Genomic DNA, 24,193 nt, shown 5'->3' with positions numbered 1-24,193 from the left:
AGTCTTCACTTGAAGACACTCCCCAATATCATTCCGACGGTCGCGGTATTCGGCACGTGAAGGAGACCGATCATTGCGCCAACGAAGGTGCCCAACATCGATACGCAGACCACATGCGCCAGCCGATTGTTGTATTTCGCCGCCAGCGTGGACCACGCGGACCGATCACTCTTCAGGGATGTTTTCTGCCTCGTCCATTTTTGCTTATCGAGTCTGAACAAAATATATGTCTTTATAATCGCACCGTAGACTTGGTTGAAATACATCAAGAAAGGATACCAGCCGGAGACACGATCCCTGGCCGTGAGTAGCGCAGTCGTCTGGACGAGACGACTGCAGGCGACCCAGAGCAAATAGAGATATGCAAAACTGTACTGAAAGAAACACGCAATCAATATTGCCGCGATCGGGCCGATCAGGGTTGTCCACATGGTGACCCGCTGATCGACGATGCACCACCAAGTGTAGAGCCCCATCGGCTTCGGCCCGAGCGCGATGGCACGGCCATTGGTGCGCAGCATGTTGCCGAACCAGCGGGTCATCAGGACCGTAGCGCCCGCAATGAAGTTGTCGGACGGCGGATCCTCCACGGTCCGGATACGGGCGTCCGGCACGTAGAGCATTTCGTAGCCGCGGCTCAGGATCCAGAACCAGCTGGACTTGTCGTCCCCCGTCAGGAACTTGATTCGGCCGAAGCGCCAGTGCTCGATCTCGTCGTTCTCGACCTGACGGATGAAGCTCGGATCGGTGACGATCGACGCGCGGAAAGCCGACATGCGGCCGGTCAGGGTGAGGACCCGGCGCGACAGTCCCACGGAGGACATGTAGATCTGACGCTGCGCGAACCGGAGATTGTACCATTCGCGATAGATCGCGCTGCCGCGCACGTCGCAGATCTCGTCCGTGGTCAGGGCGGCGGCGTTCGGGCGGAGCTTGAAGAAGGGCAGCGTGTCGGCGAGCAGGTTCCGTTCGAGCATCGTGTCGCCGTCGATCACGCAGACCACCGCATCCTGCGCCGGGTGGAGCGCCGAAATCGCGCGGAAGCCGTACCCGAGCCCGGCACGCTTTCCCTTGCCGGCGATCCGCACGATGCAGAGCCGAATGTCCGGGGACGGCTCGAAGGACTCGAAGACCGTGCGGACGAGCCTCTCCTCCGCACCCTCGACGATGGACGCGACGATGGTGGTGGGCCGGCCGTAACGGATGGCTTCCGCGATCACGGAGCCGAACACCAGCCGCGATACTTCCGGGTCGATCCGGAAGCTCGTGACGAGGAGAAAGACCTCGGAGGGGTGCCCGCCGTCCGGAAGCCGGGCGACGGCGCGGCGCCACTTCGGAAACACGATCTTCCGGTAGATCAGCGAGCGGACGACGTGCAGGGCGCCCCAACTGTAGCGCCAGATTCCGATCGCGCCGATGACGAACAGGAAATAGGTGCTGTAGGGATTGAAGATCCAGGGCGGCGCGGTGATGAGACCGAAACCGACCAGAAGGACGAAGGCGAAGTAGGAGGTCATCCCCCAGGCCTGATAAGGCTCCCGGCTCAGCGCCTCGTCGACGACGCGGAACGCGCGCGCGCGCATCGCCCAGGGCTCGGGCTCCGGCGGTGGCAGAGGATAGATGCCGGGGTTCGCGTTCATTGCGCGACGGGCTCCTCGACGGTCGGGAGCGGGGCGCTGAAGCGCGCCATCGTCGTCCAGTGCTCCGCCTTCGCCTTGTCTGGCTCCACGCCGACACCGGCGTGATAGGCATAGGCGAGGCGGCGCATGGCATCCGGATCGCCGCGGCCTGCAGCGCGTTCGAGCCAGGCGACCGACTCCCGCGGGTCGATGTCCGCGCCGAAACCGATGGCGTGGGCGTTGGCGAGTTCGCGCATGGCCTCGGCGTCGCCGGCCATCGCCGCCTTGCGCCACCATTCCACGGCGGCAGCCGGATCGACATCGCCGAAGGCGCCGCGACTGTAGAGGGAACCCAACTCGCCGAAGGCTCCGGGAACGCCGGCGGTCGCCGCGGCCTCCAGCCGTTCACGCGCCCCTTCGGGGTCCGGATCGCCGAACCAGCCGGCCGCCAGGCCGCGGGCGAGCGCAATCCGGGCGCCAGCGTCGCCCATGTTCGATGCCTTTTCCAGAAGGCGCCAGCCCTCCGCCGCGTCCCGCTCGGTGCCGTCGCCGACGGCGAGCGCTTCGCCGGTTTCGCGGAGGCCGGACGGATCGTCCCGGTCGGCGGCACGGCGAAACATCGCGAAGCCGGCAGCGGCATCGGGCTGTCCCAGCCAGCCGGAACGGAGCGCACGGCCGACCGCGACGAACCCCCAGGGCTGCGTCTCGGAAGCCGCTAGCGCGCGCTGCATCAGGCGCTCGGGACCGTCGCCGGTCGCCGGGACGGCGCCGCGAAAGCGGAGCGCCGCCAGTTCCACCAGCGCCTCGGGATCCTCCATGTCGGCCGCCATCTGCCAGTAGCGCGCGGCGGCGGCCATATCCAGCCTCGCAGCATGGTGCCGCGCGAGCGCCTTCGCCGATCCGACGTGGCCCTGCGCCGCCGCCTTCCCCAGCCAGTCGACCCCTTCCGCCAACGCATCGGGCGTGAAGGAATGGCTCAGCAGCCACCGGCCCAGCATGGCCGCCGCGGCCAGATCCCGCGCAGCGGCCGCCTTCCGCAACAGCCCCAGGGCGCGCTCGACCTGCGGCGGATCGCTGTTGAACGCCAGGCCGGCGAGTTCACGGATCGCCGCCACGCTGCCCAGGTCGGCGGCCCGCGCGAACGTCCGCTCCGCCGCGGCGGCGTCGGGCGCGCCGCCCAGGCCGTCACGATAGGCTCGCGCGAGTTCCATCAGCGCCGTGGTGTCCGGCGGGACCGCAGCCGCCGCCCTCTCGAACAGCGCGCGTGCGCGCTGCGGATCGGGCGTCGCGCCGTAATCGCCGCGGTACCAGCGGCCCAGTGCCACGATCGACGCCAGGTCGCCACCGTCGGCGGCCGCCTCCAGCAACGCCAGCCCGCGCGCGATGTCCTGGGGCACGCCATCGCCGGACAGAAGCAGTTCGCCGAGGAGGCGCGATGCGCGCGCATCGCCCGCGACCCGCGCGGCCTCCAGCCATTCGGCGGCGATCGTGGGCGAGCGCGGCAGGAGCTTTCCGTCGAGATACAGCGTCGCCATCGCCGAGAGTTGCGAACAGTCGCCGGCCCCGAGGCGCGCGCCCATCATCTGCTGCGCGAGCGCTATCCACTGCCGCGCCTCCTCGGGCCGGCGCTTCTGCGTCGCCAGTGCCGCGAGCTTCAGGGCGCCGCCTTCGAGCCGCGCCTGGACGGCCAGCTTGTAGAACAGCTCCGCCTGGGCGAGATCGACGGCCTGTCCCGCGAGTCCGTTCTCGTATATCGGCCCGAGCAGCATGGCGGCCCGGCGGTACCCAAGGGCGAGCGCCCGCCTCAGCCGCTTGACCGTCTGCTCGGTGGCAGTGTTCGTCCCGGCAAGGTCGGCGGCGGCGAGTTCGTAGAGTGCCGCGGCCCGCTCGGCCGGCACGCTCTTCACCAACGATTCCAGAACTCTCCTGGCGATGTCGTTGTCGTCGTCCGTCGCGCGGGCCGACAGGGTCTCGCGGGCGAATGCCAGCGCTTCCGCCGGAGATGCCCCTTTGGAGTCGGGCGTCCAGCGCGACCAGTCGACCGCGGTCGGGATCGCCAGGCGCGTGGGCGGCACGCATATCTTCGCGTAGTCCGCCTGGGCCGGCCGGAGCACGGGGATGTCCTGGGCCTCCACGGCCGTGGAGGCGTAGGAGGCCGTGGCGGCGCCCAGAACCAGCAAGCACGAGGCGCCGGCCATGCGAACATGCGGCGCGATCCGGATGCGTGTCGTCACCGTCCCACTCCCTGCAGGTTGGTTGCCGTGCTCGCCCAGAAGCAGGTGGCGTTGCCGGCCGAGAACTCGTCGATCAGCGGCCGCTCCGGGAGCACCTCCCGTTCGGCGAGCAGACGCATGCGGGCCGCGCCGGCCGCTTCGGGAAAGGTCCCGGCCGCACGCTCGACCCAGGCCATGTAATGGCGCCCGTGGCCGCGGCGATCGAGGTAGCCGGCGTCCTGCACGAAGTAGTCCTGCGACGGACCGGCGATGTAGTTCTCGGCGACGTAGGGCAGCAGGTGCGTCGGGTAGCGCGCACCGTCGACGATGAAGGACATGACCGGGAGGAGCAGAGCCTCCTCGTACATCCTCGCCAGTTCGGCGAATCCCTGCGCGCGCAGCGCTGCCGACATCACCGTAAAGCTCGATGCCGACTGCCGCATGTACCAGAGCGCGCGAGCCCCGCGCCGAACCTCCAGCGGAAGGCTCCCGTCCGGCCGGATGTCGCGCCGCGCCATATCCAGCGCCGCGATACCGCGATTGAAGAGTTCCGCGTCGCCGATCCAGCTGCCCCAGACCATTTGCACGCTGTCGGCGAGATAGCGATGATTGTTGCGGTCGACCTCGCCGTCGAACCGGTGGTCGATGCGCCGGACCAGCCCGTCGAGCCAACGCCCGACCTTCGCGGCGTCGTCCGCCGCCATCCGGCCGTCGAGAAGTGTGAAGGCGACGATCGTTGGCAGGAGGAGCCGCTTCAGGGCGTAATACGCATCATGCGACACTTCCGTCGCTTCCAGCGCGCGCGCTTCGGCCCACCGGACCATCAGCTTCGCCAGGGCGTCGCCGGAGGCCGCGTGACCCGCAAGGTGGCGACCGGCCAGCACCATGACGGTCCAGGAGAAACTCTCCGCCCGCTGATCGGATCCGTAGCCGGACGTGCCGCGAAGGCCGTCCAGCACCTCCATGTCCGGATCAATCTCGACATCCGCCGCATCGCAGAAAGCGGCGCCGGCGGCGTCCCCTGCCCGCCGCAAGGCCGCACGGCGTGCCGACGCATCGACGATGCCGCGCCGCGGCGAGACGGTGCGGACGGACGGCACGGGCGCGGCCGGGGCGACAGCGCAGTCGGCCAGCGACAGAGCGTCGGCCCCGCGATATCCGCCCGGCGATTTCGCGCGCTTCTCGGCCGCCTCGACGACGCGGTCGCGCTGCGCGTCGCTGCCGATGCAGGAAATCCTGGACAGCGCGGCGTCGTACCAACCTCTTTCGGCGGCCCGCTTCAGCACGTCGGCAGTGTAGTCGTCCCGCGAAAGTGCTTCCGGAACACGGCGGGCATGATCGTACGCCCACTCCAGCCGCTCCCGGCGATCGGCCTCCGGCATGTCTGGCTCGGCCAGCGCGAGCCAGATCGCGCTCGCACTCTTCGGCTCGCGAACGCCGCGGGCGATCCGGACCGCGTCATCCGAGCGCCCCGCGGCGAGAAGATCCTTCACCATGTCCCGGACCGCGAGGCCGTGCATGCGCGGCGCGTAGATCGCCTCGGCGGCCCTCAGGGCCGTCGGGAGGTCGCCCAAGTCCAGCACCTCCGTCGCGAGATCGCGGAGCAGCCCGTCCCGCCTCTTGTGTGCCTCGCGGGCATCCGCGGCAATCGCGAGGTCGACAGCCGCGCGCAGGTCGCCCCCCTCGGCCAGTCTCTCGACCTCTTCCGCCCAATCCGCAAAGGCGGCTGGATCGATCCCGCGCGCCCGGGCCAGCCGCGAGGCGACCGAAGCGCGGACCTGTCCCGGCGCGAGGTTCGCCATGGCCGCTTCCGCCATCGCCCGATCGCCGAGGGAAAGCGCGGCGTCGGCCACGGCGGCCGTCATGTTCTGCCCGGCCGGCGTCGCGCCGGCCTCCCCCGCGAGGGCATCGAGAGCGGCGTGCAGCCACTCCGTCGTGCCCGTGTCGCGCGCCAGGGCGACGAACCCCGCCGCACGCAGTTCCGGCACCGGGATCGCCCGCACGGTCTCCGCCAGATCGACGGTCCCGCGGTCGGTCCCGGCAAGGACCACGTCGAGCAGCCTCAGCGCGACCTCGCCGGCCTCCCGGCCGCCCGGCACGGCGGACACGCCCGTCGCCGAAGGCTTCGTCACGTCCTGGAGAAGGCGGCTGTAGGCTGGAATCCACATCGACCGATCCGTGGTTTCGATTGCCAGAATTCGCGATTCGACCTCAGCTGCACCCGCCGCATTCACGGCAGCCGACGTCGCAGCCGCCACCGCGGCGAGCATCGGGAAGAGCAAAGCGGTAGTGCGCATGCCTTCTGCTCCGGCGGCCTTGCGCGACCCGCGACCTACCAGCAGATGCCCTCGTACCGACCGTTCGTCCGCATCTGCGGGTTGTATCGGACGAGGTCGATGACGTGCTGCTCCGGGCGCGGTCGAATCAACGCCTTGCGGACTTCCGGATCGCTCTTGCCCACCACAATCGTCTTGCCGTGGTTCAGCGCGTCGTCGAGCTCCGGGGCGACGAGTTCCGAGAGGTGATGCAGCCTGGACGTCACGTACTCCAGGTTGCTTCCGATCAGCATCCCCGTCTTCAGGTCCTGGTCGTAGATCTTGAGTTCGTAGCCCTTGCCCAGTAGGCGTTCCGCCAGCTCGACCAGCGGGCTCTCGCGGAGATCGTCGGTGCCTGTCTTGAACGTCAGGCCGAGCATCGAGACCTGCCGGTTGCCGGTCCGCTCGACCATGTCGAACGCCGCCCGGATCTGGCTTTCGTTCGCGCGCATCGTGGCGTCGAACAGCGGAGTCGCGACGTCGAGTGACATTGCCTTGCGGCGCAGCGCCCGGAGATCCTTGGGCAGGCAGGAGCCACCGAAGGCGAAGCCCGGCCGAAGATAGGCCGGCGAAATGTTCAGCCGGGTATCCTTGCAGACCACCTGCATCACTTCGTGGCCGTCGATGTCGGCCGCCTTGCAGATGTTGCCGATCTCGTTCGCGAAGGTGATCTTGACGGCGTGCCAGGCATTGTTAGCGTACTTGATTGCCTCGGCGGTCTGGACGGCGACCACCACCTCCTCGGACGCGATACCGTGGGTCAGCTGGCGCAGGACCGACACGATCTCCGGACCGTCCGCACCGAACACGGTGATCGCGGGATTGAAGAAGTCGTCGATCGCCGAACTCTCCCGCAGGAATTCGGGATAGATCCCGATCACGAAGTGCCTGCCCGCCTCGAGGCCCGAACTCTTCTCCAGCGTCGGAACGACGACGCCGCGCACGGAACCCGGCAGCATGGTACTCCGCACGACGACGGCGTGACGCGATCCGCCGGTCTCGGGCTTGCGGGCGATGGCCTCACCAATCTGCTGGCAGACCCGCCGGACATAGGAAAGATCCAGATCGCCATTCGCCATGCTCGGCGTGCCGACGCAGATGATGCTTACGTCGCTGCCGCGCACCGCCGCGTCGGCATCGGTCGTGGCCGTCAGCCGGCCGGACGACACGCCTTCGGCGATCATCTCGGGCAGGCCGCTCTCCACGATCGGCGCCTTGCCGCGGTGAATCATGCCGACCTTGTGCGGATCGACGTCGACCAACGTCACACCATGGCCGAGTTTGGCCAGACACGCGCCCGACACGGAGCCGACATACCCCGCTCCGAAAATGCTTACCTGCATGTTTCCGATTCCTATCGTACGGGCGTCAGTTGAGAGGATGCAGTCCGCGCGTAGATATCCTCGTAGCGAATGATATCGTCTTCTCCGAGGTACGACCCGGACTGCACTTCGATGATCATCAAGTCGATCTTCCCGGGATTTTCCAACCTATGAACAGCCCCGAGAGGAATATAGGTCGACTCGTTTTCTCCAAATATTTGGCGGTTTCCATCGATGGTCACGATCGCGGTGCCGCTGACGCAGGTCCAGTGTTCGGCCCGGTGATTGTGACTTTGGAGACTCAGCTTGCCGCCGGGTTTCACACAGAGCTTCTTCACTTGGTAGCGGCTGCCGGACGAGATCGACTCGTAGTAGCCCCACGGCCGATAGACCCGCTTGTGCTCGAACGCTTCCTGCCGGCCTTCCGCCTTCAGCCGGACGACGAGATCCTCGACCTCGCTCATCCGATCCCGGTCCGCGACCAGCAGCGCGTCTCCTGTCGCGATGACGACCAGATTGCGCACGCCGAGTGCGGCAACCAGCATGTCGTCGGAATGGAGATAGCTGCGCTCCACGTCGGCACAGACGATGTCGCCGCTGGTGACGTTGCCGCGATCGTCGCGCTGCTGCCGGCGCCACAGCGCACCCCAGGAGCCGAAGTCGCTCCATTCCAGGTCGGCTTTGACGAGCGCATTGCGCGCGCAACTCTGAAAGACGGCCGTCTGGAACGAAACCGCGGGCGCCCGTACCGACGCCGCCTGGTCGAGACGGAAGAAGTCCAGATCCTCGACGCCCCCCTCGTAAGCGTCCCGTGCGGCATCGAGCGCTTCCGGCGCGTAGACGCCGAGTTGGTCCAGCACCGTGGATGCCGTCGCGATCAGGATGCCCGTGTTCCAGAGATAGCGCCCGTCGCCCAGGAACTTGGCGGCACACTCGCCATCCGGCTTCTCGACGAAGCAGGCGATCGCGTCGGCGCCTTCGACGCCCGGAATGGCTTCACCGGACAGGACGTAGCCATAGTCCCTCTCCGGCCAGATCGGCGGGACCCCGAGCGTGACCATCCAACCCGCGCGGGCAGCACGAGTTGCGGTCTCGACCGCTTTCGCGAATGCCGGCTTTCCGGCGATCTGGTGGTTGGCTGAGAGCACCAGAAGGACCCCTTCGGGGTCGGTGGCCGCAACGTGCAGCGCCGCGACCCCGATCGGAAGCGCCGTGTCCCGTGTGACGGCCTCGAGGATTATCCGCGCCCCCCGACCACGCAGATGGTCGGCGACGAAGAAGCGCTGGTCGTCGCCGCAGACGACCACCGGCTTGCGGTAGAGTGCCGGATCGGCGACGAGGCCTGCGACGTGCTGAATGTTGGAGCCCTCCCGAGACAGGGACATGAACTGACTCGGGTAGGACTGACGCGCCAACGGCCAGAGCCGTGAGCTGCTGTCGCTGGACAGCAGCACGGGCGTGATCCGGGAATCGCCAAATCGATCGATCGTATCCGGCATTTATAGAGCCTCCGAAGGCGAGGTCGGTTCAGCCGAAAGCAGCCTGACAGAACTCAACACCAGAACATCAGGCAGTGTGGGACGGTCAAATCGATGTAACGAAGCGGCCATACCGCGATTTACTTCGATACACCGAACTCGACCGCCGTGTTCACCTATATCCCGAGGAGATCATTTGCTTGGTAGTGCAGCAAGAATCCATCGGAGCTAGGCCCTAGGTGCTGGATTCCATCGAACAGCGCATCCGGATCCCGCTCCGCCGCGAAGATGTAGTTCCAACCCGTTTGTGTACCCGCGGCGCCGTCCGCATCGCTCAGCAGCACATCGACCGCACCCGTGCCGTTCGTGCCGATGGCGACGTCGTATTGCCGGACGTCCAGGAAGGTGTTCGCCCCCTCGGGGGCGGGACCGCCCGGCGGCACCCCGTCCAGGTAGAGGCCGCCTTCGGCGACCACCACGCGCACGGTGGTGCCCGGCGTTCCATCGACGAACACGGTGTGGGCCGCGGTCGATACGGTGTCCCCCCACTCGAAACCGTCGACGTCGACGACGGGTGCCGGCGGCAGATCGCTGCGGACCACGGCGCTGCCGCCGGCGAGCTTCGCGGGGTCCTTGAACAGCCGCGTGGTGGCTTCCGTGCCGTCGGCGAACGTCATCGTCACGGTGGATCCTGCCAGTTCGAGCCCCGAAACGGCGCCCGTGTCCGCGGGTCCGGGGGGCGCGACGCCCTTGATGTTCGAGGGATCGGCGTCGATCGAGAAGTTCAGCCGCTCACCTGCGCCGAACTCGTCCAGGTTGATCCGGAGGGTCTGGAATCCGCCGTCGAGCGGGTCCTCGTAACTAGCCGTTGCCGCGAAGGAGCCGTATTTGGTGTCGATCGTGAAGGGCTTCGGGGTCGCGGCGTCGCCGGCAGTCCCCAGGGGGTCGAACACCATCTGCGGCAGAATTGCCGTGCTGGTGTCGATCGTGACGCTCAGAAGGTCGGGGCCGCTGTCCGGCAGGTTCACCAACTCGAAAGAGTTGCTCGTGAAGGAAGAGGTGCCGAGCACATTCTTTAGGGTTATCCCCAGAAAGGCCGACGGTGTCGGTGCGGGTGGCGCGTCGGCGAGCGCGGTGACCGTGATGTCCGCCCAGGAAGCGGTGAATTCCTCGGCAGGCCCTACGGACGAGCCGATGATCCCCACCGCGAGGCCGGACGCGACGTTGCCGGTCGTGCCCGGCAGGTTGCGGGCCTGCGTGTAGGACCCCTGGATGGCGTCCAGCGTATCGCCGATCGCGAGGAACTGCTCGCCCGCGCCCGAGAAGGTCTCGCCGTTCAGGGTGTAGCTCCAGCGCGGCCGGACCGCGCCGGTGTCGGTATTCACCTCGAAGTCGAGCTGGATCTCGGTCGTTTCGAAGAGCTCGGGGATATTGTAGAGCTTGCGATAGACGACGACGTCGTCGACCTCCTGCTTCACCTCGATCGACCCGCCCTGGTGCTGGGAGGCGGCGACGCTGATGTAGTCGAACTGGCTGCCGGTCCCGATGAAGATACCCTGGGACTGGTACTGCGCCGGAGTCGTCGAATCGAACGGGTTGTCGATGACCGACGAGATCAGCGCGCCGTGAACGCTGTCGTCGAAGCTGACGCCGAACTGGAAGGCGTTCTCCTGGTTGTTGGCGCCGCCGTTGGCCTCCCCCTCGCTGACGAAGTTGACCTGGAAGACCGGATTGGCGCCGGAGGGCAGGATGTTGTCGGGATTGTACAGCTCGGTGGGCTTGTTGGAGCCGTTGTACATTATCCCCGTGAAGCCCAGTCCGAAGATGCTGATCGGCCCGAGCGGCGGCGGATTGCTCGCGTCGCGCGCGAAATCCCACACGACGGTCTCGCCGGCCGAAAAGGTCGTCCCCATGCCGTTGTTCGGATCGCGCCAGAAGGCGTCGCTGATGTTGGCGACGCCGTCCTGGTCGACGTCGGCGGCGATCGACGGATCGATTATGACGGAGCCCGGTTCCGTCGGCTCCATGATGACGATCTGGCTGCTGCCGATGTTGGCGACCCACATGGTGCCGGCGAACGGATCCGTATCGCCCTGGGCGGCGACGTCGAGCGGCACCGTGTTGCCCAGCAGCACCTGCAGATAGTCGACGTCCTCGGCGAAGGTGCCCGTCGGATCCAGCTTGATGAGCGCGAGCCGGCCGTCGTAGCTGGCGGAGACGAGGTAGCCCTGCATCGCGCCGTCGAATTCGGACGCGGTGTACTCGGTGAGGCCGTTGGTCGAGGCGGAGAACGCCCAGAGCGAGCCGTCGTTCTCGGTGCCGGGGATCGGCCTGCCTTCGCTGTCGACGATGGCCTTGCGGGAAATGTTGTCGTTCTCGAACGACAGACCGCCCGTCACCGACGACCAGTCGATCGGCAGGCCCGACGGATCGGTCACCCAGCCGGTAACGCCGTCCGCCCCCAGATAGAGGCCGGCCCCTTCGGGATTGCCACGCGTCGGATTTGCGTGCCCACCATGACTGCCCTCCGCCACGAGATGCAGGCTGTCCTGGGAGACGGAGTTCTCGTTGGGGTTGGGCTGATTGGTCGCCCGGCCATTGCCGTCGTAGAGCGGAACGCCACCCCAGGTCGCGTTTCCGCCGTTGTCGACCACATAGATCTTGCCGGATTCCGTCCTCACGATGTCGTACGGGTTGCGGTAGCCGGTGGCGAAGATCTGAACCGGGCCGCCGGGCACGATCTTCGCCATGTTCAGGCCGTCATTGCCGCCGAACACGCCGTTCGGGTCGTCGTCGGGAATGCCGTCGTTGTTCGTGTCGATATTGGCGATGGTGGGATCGTCGACCGTCGGCAGGTCGTAGATCCAGGGGTTGGCCGTACCCGCGCCCTTCACTTCCATCGCGTCGATGGCGGCGAGGTCGACCTTCAGCACCGCCGCCGAATAGGCGTACTCGCTCAGGAAGGCGAACTTGCTGGAGGGCGAGCCCTGGTTGGTGTTGCCGCCGACGGTGACGTAGAGCGTGTCGCCGTCGAGCACCATCCCGTTGACGGAGTGGTTCTCCTCCGACCGCGGCAGGCCGCGAACGATGTCGACCTTCTCCCACGCCGAACCGTTCCAGGTGAGCCGGCTGACCACGCCGGAGTTCGTGTCGATGTTCTTGTCCAGCCCCGCCGGACCGCCGCCGACGACCGGATTGCTGGACGAGACGTAGAGGATCGGGTTCTCCGCCGTGCCGGCCACGAGAAGACCCGTCGTCTGGCGTCCGACCACGCTGGCGAGATTGCCCGAATCGTCGTGGTTGGGCATGTTCTTGACGAGGTCGATATACTGGGCGTCGATCACGTTGTAGCCGTCGCCGATCTTCTCCACCTCATACGACCAGACGCCGCCGAACCGCTCCGCGACGTAGAGCCGGCCGTCCGGGCCGAATTCCAGCGAGGTGGGATTGGCGAGCCCGTCGGTGCCCGTCAGGAGCAACTGCGAGAAGGCGTAGGGCGGAACGATCGGCTCGGAATATTCGACGTCCAGGCTCTTCCAGGTCGCCTCGAACGGGACGGTCGCCGCGGACGTGGCATAAAGGCCCGCCGCCAGCCCGCTGGCGACGCCGTCGATCGTATAGGTACCGGCGATCGCCTCGGCGACCTTGCCGGTTACCGCGAAGGGGACGACCGCATCGTCGATGTTGCTGTCGATCAGACCGCCCGTCTCGCCGAGGAGACGCCATTCCGGGGTGACGATGGTCTCGCCGGTGCTGGTGTCGACGTGAAGGGTCAGTTCGATGTCGGCGACGTCCGCGAGAGAGAAGCCAAGCGGCATGTCGAGCGTGAAGGACTGACGGAACGCGACGGCCCCGTCCTCTTCCCACAGAACCTCGATGCCGCCCGGCCCGGCCTTGGCGATGAAGGCCAGCTTCACATACGCGTTCTGATCGCCGGAGCCGATCTGCAGGCCGACCGCCTGATGGTTCGTCGGTGCGGTATCGCGGAAGGGGTTTTCCACGACGGTGCGCACCTCGAAGGCCTGCACGCCCGTCACGTCGACGCCGACCTGATAGCCGTGCGCCAGGGAGTTCTTGCCCTGATGGAGATCCCCGGTCGGCACCGCCGCCACGGTCAGCCCCTGGGCGGTCACGGTCGCGCCGCTCGGATTCTGCTGAAAGATGTTGTTGATCGTGCCCGGCACGGTCATGAGCCCGGACAGCCCCGCCTCGTAGGGCGTCATGGCGCCCCCCGCGGCCGCGGCGATCGCGCCGAAGTCGAGCCTGAAGGCGTCGTCCTGGGTCACGACGTTCGCGAACCCGTTCGCCCCATCGAGGGCGAAGGAATCCTCGCCGTTCAGCAGCCCGTCGCTGTCGAGGTCGAACCGCCCGAAGCCTTCGCTGACGTCGAGCGACAGCGTCTTCCACGTGGCTTCGAAACGCGTGGCACCAGCCGACGTGGCGTAGAGGCCCACGGCCAGGCCGCTGTCGACTCCACCGATACTGTAGGTTCCTGCGATGGCGTCGGCGACCGCGCCGGTCACCGCGAACGGCGCGGTCGCGTCGCTGGTATCATCGTCGAGCAACGTGCCGCCGGCATCGAACAGCCGCCAGTTGGGGAGGACGAGCGGCGTGCCGGTACTCGTATCGACTTCCAGGCCCAAATCGACGGTCGCCACGTCGGCTAGGGTCAGGCCAGGGGGCAGCGTGATCGCGTAGATCTGGCGCACTTCGACTACGCCCGCGTTCTCCCAGAGCACTTCGACGCCGCCGATGCCGCCCTGGGGAATAAAGGCGATCTTCACGTAGCTGTCCTGATCACCCGTGCCGATCTGGAGCCCCTGGGCCTGATAGCTCTGCGGCACCACCCCGGTGAAGGGATTGGCGATGGTCGTACGGGCCACGAATGCGGCCGTGCCGCTGACGTCCACGCCGACCTGATAGCCGTGGACCAAGCTGTTGTTCGCCAGATACGAATCGCCGCTCGGAACGGCCGCGACGGTCAGGCCGGCCGCATCGACTACCACACCGTTGGGCGCCGAATCGAAACCGTTCAGCGCGGAGCCCGGAACGGCCATCAGGCCGGTCAGGCCGGCCTGGTATGGCGTCGCGGCGCCGGAAGCGCCGAGGGCCGCGAAGTTCAGCGAAAGACCGTGGCCCGGCGCGATCACGAAGTCGGCACCGTTCGACGCATCCTGCACGAATGCGTCGGCGCCGTTCAGGATCCCGTCATCGTCGACATCAAGGCTGCCGAATCCGTCCGTAGCCGACACACCGAGTGTCTTCCAGGTCGCCGCGAACGGGGTGGTTCCCGCCGACGTCGCATAGAGACCGACGGCGAGGCCGCTCGCGGCGCCACCCACCGCATAGCTCCCCTCGATGGCGGCCGCCACGGCACCCGTTACCGCGAACGGCAGGACCACATTGTCGCTCTGGTCGTCGAGGACACTGCCGCTGGTGCTCAGCAGCTGCCAAGTCGGCGCGACGATCGCCACCCCCGAGGCGGTATCGACCTCCAGGCCGAGTTGGACCTCCGCGACGTCGGCGAACGTCTTGCCCGCACCGAGGTTCAGCGAATAGACGTTGCGGTAGGCGACCGATCCCTCGTTTTCCCAGAGGACCTCGATCGCACCGGAGCCGCCGTTGGCGATCAGCGCGACCTTGACGTAGGCGTTCTGGTCGCCGGTTCCGATCTGCAGCCCCTGCGCCTGGTAGTTCTGTGGAACGATCGCCTGGAAGGGATTGGCCATCAGGGTGCGCGCCTGAAATGCGGCCACGCCGCTGACGTCGACGCCGAACTGATAGCCGTGGCCGAGCGAGTTCTTCGCCTGATAGGAGTCGCCTGTCGGAACCGCCGCGATCCGTAGACCGCCGGCCGTAACGGCGACGCCCGACGGACCGTCGTCGAAGGCGTGCGCACTCGAGCCGGGTACCGTCGCCAGACCCGTGAATCCGGCTTCGTACGGGGTCAACGCCACCACGCTGGCGGCGCCGATCTCGACGAAATCGAGCGACAGGCCGGTATTCTCGTCGATCACGACAACTAGGCCGTTGCTCGCGTCCTGTGCGAAAGGATCAACGGCATTGAGGATGCCGTCCCCGTCGAGGTCGAAGCTGTCGGCACCGACTTGCGCGTCCACGGCCAGCGTCTTCCACGTCGCCGCGAACGGCGATGCGCCAGAGGACGTCGCATACAGCCCGACGGCGAGACCGCTTGCCTCGCCGCCGATGGTGTAGGTTCCGTTCACGGCCGCAGCGACCGCACCCGTCACGGCGATCGGCGTGACGCCGTTGTCGGTGCTGTCGTCCAACACGCTTCCGCCGACACCCAACAACCGCCAAACGGGCGCAGCAAGTACCGAGCCGGTGTTCGTGTCGACGTCCAGCCCGACCTCCACCTCGATCACGTTCGCGAGGGACGTGCCGGGCGGAAGGTCGAGAGTGAAGACCTTGCGGAACGCGACGGTGCCGCCGTTCTCCCAGAGGAACTCGATGCCCCCTACGCCGCCGTTCGCGATCAGCGCCACTTTCAGGTAGCTGTTCTGATCGCCGGTGCCGATCTGGAGGCCCTGAGCCTGATAGTTCTGCGGCGCCGTCGCCTGGAACGGATTGGCCATCACGGTACGCGCGTTGAACGCCGGGACGCCGCTGACGTCGACACCCACCTGATAGCCGTGCGCGAGCGAGTTCTTCGCCTGATAGGCGTCGCCGCCGGCGACCGCCGCGATGGTGAGACCGTTCGCGTCGATGGTGACCCCCGGCGGGGTGCTGTTGAACCCGTTGGCCGTCGCGGCGGGCACTGTCATCAGGCCGGTGAAGCCAGCCTCATACGGCGTTGGCGCGCCGCCTCCCCCGCTTGCCAGAGCGGCGAAGTCGAACGACAGGCCGGCATCCGAATCGATCACCAGGCCGCCGCCGTTGCTCGCATCGACCGCGAAGGCGTCGATCCCGTTCAGTATACCATCCCCGTCGAGGTCCAGCGGGTCGACACCGGAGGCGGCGCGAACTTCGATGGTCTCCCACGTCGCCGCGAAGGGCGTGGCGCCGGCCGACGTCGCGAAGAGGCCGACGGCCGCTCCGCTGGCCACGCCGCCGACGCTGTGCGTGCCGGCGAGCGCATCGGCTACCGCGCCGGTCACGGCGAAAGATGCTGGTGCGTCGTCGATCTGGTCGTCGAGAAGGCCGCCGTTCGCGTCGAAGAGACGCCAGCGGGGCGTAACCAGGGTCGTTCCACTCTGTCGGTCGACGCTCAGCTCGAGTTCGATGTTTGCCACCGCAGACAGCGTAACGCCCGGCGGCAGGTCGAGCGTGAAGGTCTGCTTGAACGCGACGACGCCATCGTTCTCCCACGCGACCTCGACGCCGCCGGCGCCGCCTTTGGCGATGAAGGCCAGCTTGACGTAGTTGTCCTGGCTGCCGGTCCCGATCTGGAGACCCTGGGCCTGGTAGTTCTGCGGCGCGACGAACTGAAACGGATTGGCGATCCGCGTGCCGGCCACGAACGCGGCGAGGCCGCTGACGTCGATGCCGGACTGATAGCCGTGCGCGAGGGAGTTCTTGTTCTGATAGGCGTCGCCCGCCGGTACCGCGGCGACCGTAAGCCCCGCAGGCCCCAGTGCCACCCCTGAGGGCGCCGGGTTCACGGGTCCGTTGGCTCCGCCGGGGACGGTCATGAGGCCGGTGAACCCGGCCTCGTAGACGGTTGCAGGGGGCGTGGCCAGCTGCCCGAGAGAGACGAAGTCGAGGCGCCAAGGGCTGTCCGCCTCAATCACTACATCGAGCCCGTTTTCAGGGTCCAGGGCGAAAGGGTCGTCGGCATTGAGGATGCCGTCGCCGTCCAGGTCGATATCCGAGGCCACGTCGCGCTCCCGAGCAGGGTCCGAAGGCGCCTATCGTGACGAATCTCGGTTGCACCGACCTAGATGCCGGACGGATCACATCCTTTAGAGGAGGCGCGCGCTATAATCGCCTGATTTCAACTGTTTTCGCAGAAATATCTAACTACGTAGTACACAAGAAAAACTATTGAGGGGTTTTGAGTACAATAGTAAGCTTTCCCACAGACGAGTGTGGCAGGCAGCTGCTATCGCCGACAAGAAACTTTGCTCGATCACTTCTCTTCACGAACCCGTGTAGAGGAGACAGAAGCGAAGAGGGACGGATACGCATCAAGATTCCGCGAATGGCTTGGGGGCCGAGCATGCGCTTCTTGATCATCGAGGACCATCCGCTCACGCGGCTGGGCGCGAAGCTTATGCTGCAGCAGGTGGCCGAGGACGTGACCATCGACGAAGCGGTCTATCTGTCTCAGGCACTTCAGTATGTCGCCGCCTATCATTACGATCTTGTGCTGATGGATCCGGGACTGCCGGACAACAACTCGATGGAGGGCGTGCGGCGCATCGCGCAGCATTGCGCCGGGGCGACGCTGATCGTGGTGTCGGGATCGGACGTCCCGGGCGCGATGGCGGACGCACTGGCCGCCGGCGCCCGCGGCTTTATCTCCAAGGGTCTATCGATACAGGAACATCGGGAAGCCGTCTCGGCGCTGATGGGCATGCTTCATCAGAAGCGGTCGTTGGAATCCCCCGGCCGAAAGGCCGAACCGACCGACGACGGGCCGATCCAAGTTCAGCCGGCGGGGATCGACGCGGGGATGGCACGGAACGAATTACATTCTTCGAGATGCGCCTTCTCGCCGCGGCAACGGGCGGTGCTGCAATTGCTCGTGGCAGGGCGGAGCAACAAGGAGATCGGACGCTCGCTCGGCCTTCAGGAGAATACGGTCAAGCAGCACGTCCGCGAGATCCTGCGCCGCCTGAAGGTACGCAACCGGACGGAAGCGGCGATCGCCGCGGCACCTCAGGTCGCCGAATGGCGGAACGCCGAACGGGGAGAGCAGCCTCCCGCCTCGGACTAGCCGTCGCGCACGCTCAAACCAGGAATAGTTCCATCCGTTTCGAGCGGACTGCGGCCTCGCTTTTCGCCCTGCTCTTAGAGCGCGCCGCGCTCGGAAGTTCCAGGGTGACGGCTAGGCCCGCGCCCTTACGGCAGGCAACTCTGATCACCCCCTCGTGCCGGGCGGCGATCACGGTGGCGACCGTCAGGCCCAGGCCCACGCCGTACTCGGTCGCCTCTACCTGCCGACGCCCGCGATAGAAGGGGTTCAGGACGAGTTCCTCCTCACCCGCCTCCAGCCCGATCGCCTCGTCGAGAACGACTAGACGCGACGACTCGCGGTCGGCCTCGACCCGCACCTCGATGCTGCCACCCCGAGCGCTGTACTGGATCGCGTTGTCGAGCAGACGGCGGACGGCCGTGATCAGCAGGTCCCGGCTACCGAAGCAGGACGGCTCCTCACCGGGCAAAGCCCGGATCGTCACGTCGACGGCACGGCTTTCCGCGGCCTGACGCACCGCGACGACCGCCTCAAGCGCAATGTCCTGCAACGACAGAAGCCGCATCGGAAGCTCAGCGTCGCGCCCGGCGAAACCGATCTCGCTGACCGACTTGGACAAACTGGAGATACGGTCCAGTCCACGCTCGAGATTGGGCCCGGCCGCACCTCGGCGGCTGTCTGCAGGCCCCCCGGGTCGTCCGACGCCACCGTTCACGACGATGGCGACGTAGCACGCGATATTCGCCAGTTCGTGACCTACCCCGGCGACAAGTTCCGGCCAGTCCAGAGGGTTACCCCTGGCCTTTTGCCTTGAGCTCATACCTCCCCCCGGAAACCCGTGCGGCAAATTCGCCCTCTGCCAAGATCGCACGAATTAGCCCATTCGGGCAAGGAATCGATGCCTTCGGCCGCGGATGCGGTGGCCCGCCCGCACAGGTGCTCAAATCGGGCCGTACATGCCGCGGCAACCCTCCACGCGATCAGATCCAGTCCACATCGCTCGGAGAGAGAACCTTGCTCGTGATGCCCGAGAGCAGGATGGACTGATCGTCGGACAGCGAAAGGAGCAATCCGCCGCTCACGAGCTTGCTCGTGAACGTGGCGCCCGCCCCGTACCCTTCGAATATGACATCGTCGACGGCATTCCAGTCCTTGATCACGTCGTGGCCACCGCCGGGCGCGAAGACGAACCTGTCGGCGCCGGAGCCGCCGACCATGGTGTCGTTGCCGCGCCCGCCGACGATCGTATCGTTGCCCGCCCCGAGTTCGATGCGGTCGCCGCCGTCGCCGGCCCGGACGATGTCGTTACCCTTGTCGCCGACGACGTAATGCCTCCCCGTCTGGGACAGCTCGATTTCCGCTCCGGCGGGGCCCAGATCGACCCGCCCCGGCCCTTCGACAACCACCTTCAACCCGCTCGGCATCTCCGCAGTCTCCAGTCGCTCCAAGCCCTGCGACCCGACCCGCAGGACCAGCTGGTCGCCGTCCGCGGCATCGACCATTTGGGTGCCGACATAGAGCTTCGGGGTAGTCGTCCCGGTCAGGTCGATCGTCTCGATACCCTGAAAACCCTTATAGTTGCGGGTATCGAAGGTGAAGGATCCGCTCTTGAAGAAGAGCGTATCGTCACCGTCGCCGCCGATGATCCGGGTGTCCGTCGCCACGTTGGTCAGGTAGATGCTGAACGTATCATCGGCATCGGAGCCCATCATCATGGTCGTTCCGGGCGACGAGGCGAGCGAGAGCCCCGTCTCCGCGCTGGCTTCGATAGCGACGGGCAGATCTCCGACACTCGTGCCGGCGAGCCCTTTCAGGACGATCCCGTTCGAGCCGCCCAGGTCGAGGATCAGATCGGAACCGCTGATGCGGTAGCCGGCATCCTGGATCCGGTCGATCGCGAAGTTGCGCAGTTCCAGAACATCGCCTCCGGACGCATCGAAGTCCAGGATCGTGTCGTAGCCGTCGCCGTTCGTGAAGACGAACCGGTCCGCACCGGCGCCCCCGGCCAGGAGGTCGTTTCCGAGGTCGCCGGAGATCACGTCGCGGCCACCGCCGCCGGTGATCGTATCGTTCCCGCCGCCGCCCGAGAGCCGCGACCCGTCGTCATGGCCGCGCATGAAGTCGTTGAGGCCGCCGGCATGCGCTTCGCGGAAATACACCGCATTCTCGGTCAGATCGGTCGGCGGATGGATCAGCTCGCCGCCGCGGCTCACGATCGTCCAGCTCTTGTTGGTGTAGTCGGCGAGCGACCTGTCCACGACGACGGTGTTCCCGTGGTCCGGACCGCCGTGGAAATTGATGTCGCGATCGGTCAGCGCGACATGGATGTCGTTCCGCAACTCGGAATTCCAGGCGCCGAACAGGACGGCATGCCGCATATCGAGCGACGTGACGTTGCCGATGCTGCTGTCGGTCACTTCATCGAGAATGACCCCGTAGCCGTTGCCCTCGCCGCCCTTGTTGTGCGCGCCTTCGGTTCGTAGGGCGTTCGCCTCCAGTTCGAGTGCGCGGGTGAACCAGATCGCATTGCTGGGCGCCTGCACCACGTCGATGTCCGAGACCTCGGCGCGGAAGGTGTTCTGGACCTTCAGTGCGCCCGCGCTCTCGAATGCGGCCTCGGTATTGTTGAAATCGTAGGCGTCGGCGTCCCCCAGCGTGAAGGCGATCTGAAACCCTTCGATCTTGATGCCTTCGAGAAGGCCGATCGGCGTGACCGTCGCCTTGCCGGACGCCAGGTCGAACCCCAGAGGCCGGTCAAGGGTTACCGTGCTGCCGGAAATGCTTTCGATCCGCGCCAGACCCTCACGCAGCGGGTCGGTGCCGGCGGGGCTCAGCTTGTCGTAGCCCTCCTGGTCGAAAAACGCCTGATCGTTCGCCTGGCTGTAATAGACGAAGTCGCCTGCCTTCAGGCCGCCCGCATCGTTCACCGAAACGGTGGAGGCGCCGGCCTTTGCATTGGCCTTCAGCGTCACCGACGTCGCCGCCTTGGCATAGACTTGGTCGCCGACCACGATGCCGTGCTTTTCGACACCGCCGTCCAGGTCGAAGACGATCTTCGTCTGTGCCGATCCGGCGCCGCGAAGTTCGATGTCGGGCCGGTCGATATAGAGAGTCGTGTCGAAGCGGAACTCGCCGGCACCGAGTTCGATGACGGTACCGGGTGCCGCGTGCCGGATGGTCGCCTGGATCTCGGCCACCGAGGCGCCCGCTTCGAACCGGATCACGCTCGGATTCCTGTCGGCCTCGCCGAACACGAAGTCGCTCTCGGCGACGGCGTCGGCCTGCACGCCGGCGAGCCGGATCTGTACGCCGCCGCCCGAGACGGTGGCGCCCCCGCTGTCGTTGATGATCGTGAGATCCTGCATGCCCGAAAGGTTCAGCGAACTGAGATCGATACGCTCCACCGAACTGTTGGTGTCGAAGTCCTCGATGAGCAGCGCCGTGGCGCCCGCTTCGACCACGAACAGGTCCGCACCGGTACCGCCGCGCATCGTGTCGCCGCCGCGGCCGCCGACCAGCACGTCGCCGCCGTCGCCGCCGACCATCATGTCCCCACCGGAGCCGCCGACGATCGTGTCGTCGCCGGAACCGCCATAGACCTTGCCGCCGCCGTCGCCGATGGTGACCCGATTGTCCGCGCCGTCCGCGAGGGTCACGCCGTTGCCGCCGACGAGGACCACGTCGGCAGCGTCGCCCACCCCGGACGTGTTCAGGTACGGCGTTCCCTTGTGCAGGATCGTCAGCACGCCGTGGTCCGACTGGTCCACGAAGCTCTGATCGATCGTGAGCTTCGGCGTCGTCGCTGCGGTGACGTCCAGCACGTCGATGCCGGTGATGTCGGGCAGCTTCGCCGTATCGAGGGTATAGGTGCCGCTGAGGATCTTCAGAGAGTCGATGCCGGCTCCGGCCTTGACTACGTCGTCGGCGCCGATCGCGGAGGTGTAGGCGGAGAAGACGTCGTTTCCGGAACCGCCGGCGAGATTGTCCGTCCCGCCGCCGAGCTTCGCAAACACCGCCGGATCCTGCGGCACGGGATCGCGTTCCGGCTCGGGCTCGGGCTCGGGCTCGGGCTCGGGCTCGGGCTCGGGCTCGGGCTCGGGCGCAGGTTCGGGTTCGGGCGCAGGTTCGGCAGGACCGGAGCCGGCCGCCCCGAACACGAAATCGTCGCTCCGTAGCGCACCCGCGGCAGTACCGGCGAGCCGGATCTCCGCGCCGGCCGCCCCGATCGTGACACCGCCGCTGTCGCCTGCGATCGCCAGATCATCCATCCCGGAGACGCCCAGGGCGGACAGGTCGATGCGCTCGCCGGTGTCGTTGGCGTCGAAGTCCTCGATGAGCAGCGACGTGGCGCCCGCTTCGACCACGAACAGGTCCGCACCGGTACCGCCGCGCATCGTGTCGCCGCCGCGGCCGCCGACCAGCACGTCGCCGCCGCCGCCGCCGACCATCATGTCCCCACCGGGGCCGCCGACGATCGTATCGTTGCCGGAACCGCCATAGACCTTGCCGCCGCCGTCGCCGATGGTGACCCGATTGTCCACGCCGTCCGCGAGGGTCACGCCGTTGCCGCCGACGAGAACCACGTCCGAAGCGTCGCTCACCCCGGACGTGTTCAGGTACGGCGTGCCCTTGTGCAGGATCGTCAGCACGCCGTGGTCGGATTGGTCCACGAAGCTCTGATCGATCGTGAGCTTCGGCGTCGTCGCCGCGGTGACGTCCAGCACGTCGATGCCGAGGATGGTCGGAAGCTTCGCGGTATCGAAGGTGTAGACACCGCTGAGGATCTTCAGGGTGTCGACCCCGGTACCGGCCTTGACCACGTCACCGGCGCCGATGGCCGAGGTATAGGCGGAGAAGACGTCGTCGCCGCTTCCGCCACTGAGAATATCGGCGTCGCCCGTCAGCTTGGCAGCGACGGGAGCGTCGGACGGACCGTCGATCTGGACGGCGCTGCGGACCTCCGACGCCGTGCGACCGACCAGTTCGACCGAACCGACCCCGCCCAGGTTCAGCAGGACTCCCGTCGCCGTCTGCGTCGTCGCGATGTCGGCGAAGGACCTGATCGTGGTGAAGCCCTGCAGCACGAGGCGATCGCCCTGGGCGGCATCGAAATCCTCGATGCGGTCTTGGCCATCGGCGAAGCTGATCACGAACCGCTCGGCGCCGACACCGCCGACCATGACGTCGTCCCCGGCACCGCCGGTCAGCGTGTCGTCACCGTCCCCACCTTCCAGCCGATCGCCGCCGGCCTCGCCTTCCAGGATGTCGCGCCCCCGACTCCCGTAGAGCGCATCGCCGCCCTCGCCGCCGCGGATCGTGTCGTCACCGACGCCGCCGACCACGCGATCGCGGCCCGTACCACCTTGGACGAACCCACCGGCTTCGCCGAGGCTCATGCGATTGTCCCGACCGTCGATCAGCGTGATCGGCCCCGTTCCGTCGAGGATCAGCCCGGCCGGGTCGGTGACCCCGGAGCTGTCGAGCCTGTCGACCCGAGCGGACCCTAGCCGGACCCGCAGCACGCCGGCGTCGCTCTGGCCCACCATCGCATCGTCGACGGTGAGCACGATCTTGCTGATGGCATTCGACAGATCGAGTTCGTCTATTCCGGTGACATTGACGAAATAGGCGGGTCCGAACGTGGCGCTGCCGTTCAGAATGCGCAGGACGTCGTATCCATCCCCTGCGCGAACGGTATCGCTGCCGCTGAACTTGCTCATCCAGGCAGTGACCAGGTCGTCATCCGCCGTACCCGCCACGAAGTCGGTCTTGTCTGTGAGATCGATCGTCACGCCGGCCATCTGCCGCTCCGTCAAACGCACGCCGCCGTAGATCGCCAGCATCTAGCCCGACAACATTGACGATTCCTTAATGCGTAAAGTTTGAAACATCCAACCAGCTTGTCGCGATATGACACCAAGAACAGATCCGCCCATGCATCTGACAACATCGCGATTTGCAATAGTTTGGCATTTAAAAAAATCAAAGGCCGGTGAGCAACAATGTCTTCTTCAAAGATATTATCTTTGCTTCAGACACAAGGCTTGCCGGTCGATTCGGCGCCGTCGGCGCACATGCACATCGGGCTACCGGCCTCCTGCTCCCGCAGCACGCCAAGGACGGATCTGTGTTTGGGTGAGACGAAGTGCGGTTTTCCCCGCGAGGCGCAGGAGATGGTGTTCGACGAAGTAGTTCGCGCACTCCACGGGCGTGAAGGCCCGGATGGCGCCAGCGACAGCGTTCCAGAGCGCGTCGCGGGTTCGTGCGACGACGTTGCGGAGGAGTTCCTTGAGCTTGGCGAAGGCGTTCTCAATCGGGTTGAAGTCGGGGCTGTAGGGCGGGAGGAAGCGCAGCTCGGCGCCCGCCGC

Annotated in this window: 9 protein-coding genes and 1 pseudogene; 1 reads left to right on the top strand and 9 read right to left on the bottom strand. The window is 66.6% G+C overall.

Going from position 1 to position 24,193, the window contains the following annotated elements; all coding sequences use genetic code 11:
- Nucleotides 1-5: 5 nt before the first annotated feature.
- From ABIE65_RS23200 to ABIE65_RS23175, 6 genes are all read right to left on the bottom strand, one after another.
- Nucleotides 6-1,640, bottom strand: a complete 1,635-nt coding sequence (locus ABIE65_RS23200; RefSeq protein ID WP_354081078.1) for a glycosyltransferase — start codon at nucleotides 1,638-1,640, stop codon at nucleotides 6-8.
- The gene (locus tag ABIE65_RS23195) at nucleotides 1,637-3,853 is read right to left on the bottom strand and encodes a tetratricopeptide repeat protein (protein ID WP_354081076.1); all 2,217 of its coding nucleotides are present in this window, start codon (nucleotides 3,851-3,853) and stop codon (nucleotides 1,637-1,639) included. Before ABIE65_RS23195 ends, ABIE65_RS23200 begins: the two co-directional genes overlap by 4 nt.
- Entirely contained in the window at nucleotides 3,850-6,129 is a 2,280-nt protein-coding gene (locus ABIE65_RS23190) for an alginate lyase family protein (RefSeq protein WP_354081075.1), read from the bottom strand. Before ABIE65_RS23190 ends, ABIE65_RS23195 begins: the two co-directional genes overlap by 4 nt.
- Nucleotides 6,130-6,164: 35 nt before the next feature.
- Nucleotides 6,165-7,490 (bottom strand): nucleotide sugar dehydrogenase, encoded by a 1,326-nt coding sequence (locus ABIE65_RS23185; protein ID WP_354081073.1) that lies wholly within the window; start codon nucleotides 7,488-7,490, stop codon nucleotides 6,165-6,167.
- An 11-nt stretch (nucleotides 7,491-7,501) separates the two neighbouring features.
- A complete protein-coding gene (locus ABIE65_RS23180) occupies nucleotides 7,502-8,968 on the bottom strand; it encodes a mannose-1-phosphate guanylyltransferase/mannose-6-phosphate isomerase (RefSeq protein ID WP_354081071.1) in 1,467 nt (488 codons plus the stop codon).
- Nucleotides 8,969-9,123: 155 nt separating this feature from the next.
- Nucleotides 9,124-16,785 (bottom strand): hypothetical protein, encoded by a 7,662-nt coding sequence (locus ABIE65_RS23175; protein ID WP_354081070.1) that lies wholly within the window; start codon nucleotides 16,783-16,785, stop codon nucleotides 9,124-9,126.
- A 341-nt stretch (nucleotides 16,786-17,126) separates the two neighbouring features.
- Between ABIE65_RS23175 and ABIE65_RS23170 the strand changes: the two genes are divergently transcribed.
- Nucleotides 17,127-17,846 carry a LuxR C-terminal-related transcriptional regulator gene (locus tag ABIE65_RS23170; RefSeq protein WP_354081068.1) on the top strand — a complete coding sequence of 240 codons (720 nt, stop codon included), beginning with the start codon at nucleotides 17,127-17,129 and terminating at the stop codon, nucleotides 17,844-17,846.
- 13 nt (nucleotides 17,847-17,859) lie between these two features.
- On the opposite strand, the gene ABIE65_RS23165 is transcribed toward ABIE65_RS23170, so the two are convergent.
- The 3 genes and pseudogenes from ABIE65_RS23165 to ABIE65_RS23155 form a co-directional block, all read right to left on the bottom strand.
- Nucleotides 17,860-18,645: a sensor histidine kinase gene (locus ABIE65_RS23165; protein ID WP_354081066.1), complete on the bottom strand. Its 786-nt coding sequence runs from the start codon at nucleotides 18,643-18,645 to the stop codon at nucleotides 17,860-17,862.
- 160 nt (nucleotides 18,646-18,805) lie between these two features.
- The gene (locus ABIE65_RS23160; RefSeq protein ID WP_354081065.1) at nucleotides 18,806-23,668 is read right to left on the bottom strand and encodes a calcium-binding protein; all 4,863 of its coding nucleotides are present in this window, start codon (nucleotides 23,666-23,668) and stop codon (nucleotides 18,806-18,808) included.
- A gap of 342 nt (nucleotides 23,669-24,010) precedes the next feature.
- Nucleotides 24,011-24,193 (bottom strand): annotated as a pseudogene (locus tag ABIE65_RS23155) (transposase); the annotation flags it as partial.

Origin of the sequence: Constrictibacter sp. MBR-5 (assembly GCF_040549485.1) — a bacterium.
In the GTDB taxonomy this organism is placed as follows: domain Bacteria; phylum Pseudomonadota; class Alphaproteobacteria; order JAJUGE01; family JAJUGE01; genus Constrictibacter.
Note: the sequence above shows the minus strand (reverse complement) of the source record. Positions and strands in the feature narration are given on the sequence as shown.